Here is a 6397-nt window from a genome sequence, read left to right on the forward strand (position 1 = left end):
CAATACAGTTGGCCAGCGCAGTTGGATATCTGTATTGGTCGCCTCGACAGTACAGACCCGCCAGGAAGGATGCGTTCCCCATGCTGATGAAGACCTCCGCACAGTCCCTGACCGAGCAACTTGCCGTGCGCTTTGCCGACCGCATTCGCAGCCGCCTGCTGGCGCCTGGTGCGCGCCTGCCCTCGGTTCGTCAGTGCGCGGAGCAGCACGGGGTGAGCACGGCCACCGTGGTCTCGGCGTACGACCAACTGCTCGCCCAGGGCCTGGTTCAGGCGCGCAAGAACCGGGGCTTTTTCGTGCGCGAGATGCCCACCGCGCGCGGCGATGTGGCGGCGCCCGAGGCCAAGGCCGCGGCTCGCACCGGTGCCTCGCCCATCAACGCCACGGCATTGATCCGCGGCATGTTTCACAAGGTCAGCAACAAACCGCACCCCGGCATGGGCGTGTTCCCGCCGGACTGGCTGGAATCCACCTTCATGCCGGCGGCGGTGCGCAAGGTCACGAGCACGCGCGCGCTGCAGGACTTCTCGCTCCAGTACGGTGAACCGCTGGGCGACGGCGGCCTGCGCCGGGTGCTGGCGCAAAAACTCGGCACGCTGAGCATTCACACCGAGCCCGATCACATCATCACCACCGTGGGCGCCACGCACGCACTCGACATCGTGAGTCGCACGCTGCTGCGCGCTGGCGATCCGGTGATGGTGGAGGAGCCGGGCTGGGCGGTGGAGTTTGCGCGCCTGGCCGCGCTGGGCATGCGCATCCTGCCGGTGCCCCGGCGTGCTGACGGGCCCGACCTGGAGGTGATGGCGAAGTATTGCGAGGTGCACAAGCCCAAGCTGTACGTGAGCGTGAGCGTGTTCCACAATCCCACGGGCTACTGCCTCTCGCCCGGCAGCGCGCACCGTCTGCTGCAACTCGCCAACCAGCACAACTTCCACATCGTCGAGGACGATACCTACAGCCACATCGCGCCCGAGCACGCCACGCGGCTGAGTGCGCTCGACGGCCTGCAACGCACGATCTACGTGAGCGGCTTCGCCAAGATCCTGGCGCCCAACTGGCGCATCGGCTATCTGGCCGCCCCGCCCGACCTGGTGGAGCCCTTGCTCGACACCAAACTGCTGAGCACGCTCACCACGCCCGCGCTGCTGGAGAAAGCACTGGCGCTGTGCATCGAACAAGGCCAGTTGCGCCGGCACGCCGAGCGCATCCGCACCCGGCTCGATGCGGCGCGCGCGCGCAGCGTGAAACTGGCGCTGGCGGCGGGTTGCACGTTCGCGGCCGAGCCGGTGGGTCTGTTTGGCTGGGTCGACACGGGGGTGGACACCGACGCGCTGGCTCAGCGCATGCTGGATGAGGGCTACCTGATCGCGCCCGGCGCCCTGTTCCACGCCGCGCGCGCGCCGAGCACGCTGATGCGCATCAACTTCGCCACCACGCAGGACGCCGCATTCTGGCGTGTGTTCAGCCGCCTGACCCGGGACGCCAATGAGCCAGCCGCCGGGCCGCCCCAAGGCAGGCTCAGCCCCCTCGGGGGGCAGCGGACCACGCGCAGCGGGGGAGCGTAGGGGTAACAGACCAGCCGCCGGGCCGCCCCAAGGCAGGYTCAGCCCCCTCGGGGGRCAGCGGACCACGCGCAGCGGGGGAGCGTGGGGGCCCCAGGACCTCAGTACACCGTGGCCGGAGGTTCGGTGCTGCCGAACAGGTCGCTGCCGCTGGCGTCGAGGATGCGGGCGAGGATCCGGTCAATCTGGCGCGCTTCGGTTCGCATCAGCGGCAAGGCGCGACCAAACAAGCCCCAGTCGCCCCCCCGTGCAGCCAGTTCCAAGCCCTTGGCCAGTCGCGCGCCGCGCTCGGCCGTCATGCTGCCCAGCGAGCCCTTGAGCCCATGGGCATGCGCCACTGCGGCGGCGGCGTCCTTGACCTCGAAAGCGCGCTGCATGTCGGTCAGTCTGGAGACCAGATCGCTGCGCATGGCCAGCGCCAGCTGTCGCAGGGTTTCCTCGTCGCCGTCCAGGCGTCTGCGCAGCTTGTCCACATCCAGCGCATCGGGGGAAGCGGCCGGGCGCTTGACAGGGGCAGCGGGAGGGGGGAGTGCGCTGGGCGCAATGGCGGGCACGGGTCCGGATGCCAGCAACGCCAGCACCCGATCCATTTCCTGCATCAAGGCTTGCGGGCTGACGGGCTTGGGCGTGTAGCCGTCCATGCCCGCGGTGAGGCAGGCCTGGCGATCACCCGGCATGGCGTTGGCCGTCACCGCCACGATCGGGGTGCGCTTGAGGCGCCGCTTGCTTTCTGCCTCGCGGATCATCTGCGTGGCCTGCAGGCCGCTCATGCCCGGCATCTGCACGTCCATCAACACCATGTCGACACCGCCTTGCTCCCACTGCGCCACGGCCTGCGCTCCACCACGCGCCACGCGCACGATGCAACCCAGGCGCAGCAGCAGCTGTCGCAGCATCATTTCGTTGACCGGGTGGTCTTCGGCCAGCAACACCACCATGCCGGCGTAGCGCGGGCCGGCGTCGGCGATTTCCAGCAGCTCCATGGGAGCGCTGAGGGCCCCTTCATTCACCGTGGGGGATTCCTGCAGGGGCAACGTGAGCGTGAAGGTGCTGCCCTGGCCCAGTTCGCTCTGCAGGTCGATCCGGCCGCCCATCAGGCTGGCCAGGCGCGCGCAAATGGCCAGTCCCAGACCGCTGCCGCCGTGCCGGCGCGCGGTGGATGCATCGGCCTGGGTGAACGCTTCGAAAATCGTGGCCTGCTGCTTGCGCCCGATGCCCACCCCGCTGTCCTGCACCTTCAGCTGCAGTTCGCGCGGACGTGAGCCAGCCGCCTCGGGACTGGACACGGTCACGTCGATGCGGCCGTTGCGCGGCGTGAACTTGATCGCGTTGGACAGCAGGTTGCCGACCACCTGTCCCAGCCGCCCCGGGTCTCCCTGCACCCACTGCGGCAGGTCCGGATGCAGCACAAGCTGGAAGGTCAGGGGTTTGGCCCGAGCCTGCTCGGCGTGCGGCCCCGACGCATCCCGCAGCGCGCGATGAAGGTCGAAACGCGTGTGTTCGATGTCCAGCTTGCCCGCCTCGATGCGAGAGAGATCCAGGATGTCGTTGAGCAAGGCCAGAAGGGCGCGCGCCGAACTGTCCATGAGCGAGAGCCAGTTCGCCTGTTCCGCATTCAGCGGTGAGTCCATGAGCATGCGCGTGAGACCCATCAGTGCGTTGAGCGGAGTGCGCACCTCGTGGCTGATGTTGGCCAGGAACTCGCTCTTGGCCTGGCTGGCCTGCTCGGCCATCTCTCTGGCCTGTGCGCCGTCCTGTTCGATGCGCTTTCGCTCACCGATGTCGGCCAGCGTGCCCATGAGCCGAAGGGGCATGCCCCGGGCGTCGTGCTCGGCCACCATGCCGTGGGTCTCAACCCAGAGCCATCCGGTGGAAGTGCGCACCCGGTGCTGCACCACGGCCCGCTGTTCGCGGCCTTCCAGCAAGGCAGTCATCGCGGTCTGCAGCAGGCGTGCGTCTTCGGGATGCAAGCGCGACTTCAACTCTGCCACCTCCCAGTAGGCGTCCCTGCCGATGTCACCGATCAGCTCACCCCAGCGCGCCGTGAGGAACATTTGCCGCGATGGCAATTGCCAATCCCACAAGGCCAAGCCCGCGGCGTCCACCGCCATTTGCAGCCGGTCGCGCGTCTCGTCCAGCGCTTCTTCGGCCAGCAGGCGGCTGTTGGACTCGCGATGAACCGAACTGCGCAGCCGGTCGAGTTCCCGGTTTTGATGCTCGACTTCGGACAACAGCTGCTGCGTACGCGCCTTCTCCTGCGCAAGCTCGTTGAGCGTGCGCTGCAGGTCCATAGCCAGGCGGTCAGGTGTCATGAGCCATTGTGAGGTTGTGCGCAGCTTCCGCTCACACCGACAGGTGCATCAGCTTCCGCCAAGCACCTCCCAGCGCTCCATTGCCCGAAGCCATTCAGCCTCGATATCGGCATGGCGTGCGCCAAGTTGAGCCGCCCGCGTCGGATCGGTGTTGAATAGTTGACCACCACCCAGTTCGTTGTCGACGCTCGCCTGCTCAGCCTCCAGCGCAGCGATGCGCTCCGGCAGGGCGTCGAACTCGCGCTGTTCCTTGTAGCTGAGCTTCTTCTTGTTGGCCGTGGCGCCCGGAGGGCTCGCCGGCGCCGCAGCAGGCGTTGCCTTGACCGTGGGCGCAGCCGTCTGGGCGTCGCGCTCGCGCTGCAGGGCTTCCGAGCGGGCCGACTGCGTGAGCCAGTCCTGCACGTCGCCCACGTACTCGCGCCAGCGGCCATCGCCTTCGAACACCAGCGTGCTCGTCACCACGTTGTCCAGGAACCGGCGGTCGTGGCTCACCAGGAACACCGTGCCTTCATATTGTTGGAGCAGGTCTTCGAGCAACTCCAGCGTGTCGATGTCCAGATCGTTGGTCGGCTCGTCGAGCACCAGAACGTTGGCCGGGCGCGCAAACAGCCGCGCCAGTAGCAAGCGGTTGCGCTCGCCCCCCGAGAGCGTGCGCACCGGCGCATTGGCGCGTGCCGGTGAAAACAGGAAATCACTCAGGTAGCTCTTGACGTGCGTGCGCTTGTTGCCGATCTCGATCCACTCACTGCCCGGGCTGATGAAATCCTCCAGCGTGGCGTCCAGGTCCAGTTGATCGCGCATCTGATCGAAATACGCCACACTGACCTTGCTGCCTTGGCGCACCGAGCCACCGGTGGGCACCAGGTCACCCAGGATGATCTTCAACAAAGTGGTCTTGCCTGCGCCATTGGGGCCGATCAAGCCGATCTTGTCGCCACGCAGGATAGTCGCGGAAAAATCTCGAATGACCGTGCGCAATCCACCGCCAGCGGTCGGGAACGATTGCGTCACTTTCTCCAGTTCGGCGACGATCTTGCCGCTGGAACTGCCGCTGGCCACTTCCAGCTTCACGCTGCCCAGTGCGTCGCGACGCTGCGCACGCTGCTCGCGCAAACGCTCCAATCGTGTGATGCGACCTTGTGCCCGCGTACGGCGCGCCTCCACGCCCTTGCGGATCCACACTTCTTCCTGGGCCAGCAGCTTGTCGGCGCGCGCGCTGATCACCGCCTCTTGCGCCATCTGCTCTTCCTTCAGGATCTGGTACTGCGCAAAGTTGCCCGGATAGCTCAGCAGCCGCCCGCGGTCCAGTTCCACCATGCGGGTGGCCACGCGGTCAAGAAATGCCCGGTCGTGGCTGATCGTGACCAGACTGCCCTTGTATTCCAGCATCAGGTCTTCCAGCCAGGTGATGCTGTCCAGATCCAGATGGTTGGTCGGCTCGTCGAGCAGCAGCACATCAGGGCGGCTCACCAGCGCTTGTGCCAGCGCCACGCGCTTCTTGTTGCCGCCCGAGAGCTCCCCCACCTTCACCGCGCCGTCCAGGTGCAGACGATGCAGTGTTTCCTCCACCCGCTGTTCCCAATTCCAGGCATCCAGCGCCTCGATGCGGTTTTGCAATGCGTCGAGGTCGAGTCCCTCTGCCCCGCTCAAATACAGATCCCGCGCCGCCCGCGCGTCCGCCAGGCCCACGCTGGCCGCCTCAAACACAGTGGACTGCAGATCAAGAATGGGCTCCTGCGGAACATAGGCAATGCGCAAGCCGGTCTGCACTTGCAGTGTTCCGTCATCGGGCTTCTCCAGGGAAGCAAGAATCTTGAGCAGGGATGACTTGCCGGTTCCGTTGCGTCCGATCAGGCCTACTCTCTCCTGGGTCTCCAGCGCAAAGTCGGTGTGATCGAGGAGCGCCACATGGCCGTAGGCCAACTGTGCGTTCTGAAGGGTGATGAGTGCCATGCAAAGCCCGAAACAAAAGAGCCGCGATTATCCCTGTCGCTCTATGTGCGCGCTTGCAGCCTGCCTATAGGGATCCGGTGGACCGCAGAGCCTTTCCATATAGAGCAGGCATCGTATGCGCCACCTTGTGCTAAGCCGTGCTCTGTCGCATGACATCAAAAAACTTTTTCAACCGGTTTGACGAGAGCTCAAAATCTGGCATATACTGCAAGGCTCCGCTGAACACAGCAGCCGCCCACCGGGAGGCCAAAGAAGACAGTGGAGACGCAGCCAAGGCGGCGCGAAAAGATCAAATAAAAATCAGATTTTTTTGACAACGCTCTAAAAACTGTGTCATAATACGAGGCTCAGCTGATCGCAGCTAAGCAGGCAGACGAAGTCGGTGAAGGCCGGTGAGTTTGCAGAGATCATTAAAAATATACAGCCGATAAGCGTGGGCGTTTGAAGGCGATTGCGAAGCGGACTCGAAAGAGTCCAAGTCGCAGGACTTTAAACGCTCATGAGAATAGAAGTGAAGTTCACTTCAATTCCGTTTTTATGAGTAATTTTCAAGATCGAACTAAAGAG

3 protein-coding genes and 1 rRNA gene (1 of these 4 running past the window's edge) are annotated in these 6397 nt (G+C 65.0%); 2 read left to right on the plus strand and 2 right to left on the minus strand.

What is annotated here, in order from left to right:
• Positions 1-80: 80 nt before the first annotated feature.
• Entirely contained in the window at positions 81-1568 is a 1488-nt protein-coding gene (locus ASE11_RS05445; protein ID WP_082585549.1) for a PLP-dependent aminotransferase family protein, read from the plus strand.
• Positions 1569-1666: 98 nt separating this feature from the next.
• On the opposite strand, the gene ASE11_RS05450 is transcribed toward ASE11_RS05445, so the two are convergent.
• On the minus strand, positions 1667-3877 hold the full coding sequence (locus ASE11_RS05450; protein ID WP_082585550.1) for an ATP-binding protein: 2211 nt from the start codon (positions 3875-3877) through the stop codon (positions 1667-1669).
• Between the two features lie 48 nt (positions 3878-3925).
• The gene (locus tag ASE11_RS05455) at positions 3926-5830 is read right to left on the minus strand and encodes an ATP-binding cassette domain-containing protein (protein ID WP_056267541.1); all 1905 of its coding nucleotides are present in this window, start codon (positions 5828-5830) and stop codon (positions 3926-3928) included.
• Positions 5831-6386: 556 nt separating this feature from the next.
• Between ASE11_RS05455 and ASE11_RS05460 the strand changes: the two genes are divergently transcribed.
• Positions 6387-6397: ribosomal RNA gene (locus ASE11_RS05460) — 16S ribosomal RNA — on the plus strand (it continues 1518 nt past the right edge of the window).

Origin of the sequence: Hydrogenophaga sp. Root209, assembly GCF_001428625.1 — a bacterium.
Classification (GTDB): Bacteria; Pseudomonadota; Gammaproteobacteria; order Burkholderiales; family Burkholderiaceae_C; genus Hydrogenophaga.

Excerpts from the sequence above, each read along its gene's own strand:
- ASE11_RS05445 (WP_082585549.1), top strand. The coding sequence starts at position 81 with ATGCTGATGAAGACCTCCGCACAGTCCCTGACCGAGCAACTTGCCGTG.
- ASE11_RS05450 (WP_082585550.1), bottom strand. The coding sequence starts at position 3,877 with ATGACACCTGACCGCCTGGCTATGGACCTGCAGCGCACGCTCAACGAG.
- ASE11_RS05455 (WP_056267541.1), bottom strand. The coding sequence starts at position 5,830 with ATGGCACTCATCACCCTTCAGAACGCACAGTTGGCCTACGGCCATGTG.